Below are 578 nucleotides of genomic sequence, written 5' to 3'. Positions count from 1 at the left end.
TTCGCTTAACTACCATTTTTCAACTCCTCCTTAGGTTTTAAGACACTGATAAACTCTTCATAAGAGTGAACCACATGGTCTTTCCCATCCTTGGTCACTTCTCCATAAACCGTCAAATTGTCAAACAAGCCTCGGTCTTTAGGGATTAAGAGACTGTATATATCTGATAGCAGTTTAACATCTGTCTCGTTAGTCAAGAAATAGAGTTCACCTTTCTTCTTAGTCATCAAGTCATAGGCTGCTGGATACTCCTCCTTCAAGCGCCAGTCTGAAGACTGTTCAATCACCGATTGTGGAAGACGAATTGAAGAATCATAAGTTCCAAAGTCATCTACATAGTAGTCCTTTAGACTGGTAAATACGCTAAAGAGATAAACTTTTCTATTCTCTCGTGCTCTTACAGCATTATTTGGGATATCTTCTAGTTTACCTGTTGCCATGTTAAAGAGGACTTCCTTTAGATCCTTACCTCCAGTTTTCTGCAGTATTACTGTACGGTATTCCTGATCGTTGTACGCAAAGAAATGAACATAAATACTTGAAACCGGGAAGTATGACGGATCATAATCCGCAACAGC

The 578-nt window shown here is 39.3% G+C and carries 1 pseudogene; it reads right to left on the bottom strand.

Annotated elements, in window-relative coordinates:
• Window positions 1-5 precede the first annotated feature (5 nt).
• A pseudogene (locus HMPREF2991_RS03315) lies at window positions 6-578 on the bottom strand (hypothetical protein); the annotation flags it as partial.

The organism is Streptococcus sp. HMSC072D07, assembly GCF_001814835.1.
GTDB lineage: Bacteria > Bacillota > Bacilli > Lactobacillales > Streptococcaceae > Streptococcus.
The sequence above is the reverse complement of the archived record's forward strand: the minus strand, read 5'-3'. Positions and strand labels throughout refer to the sequence as shown.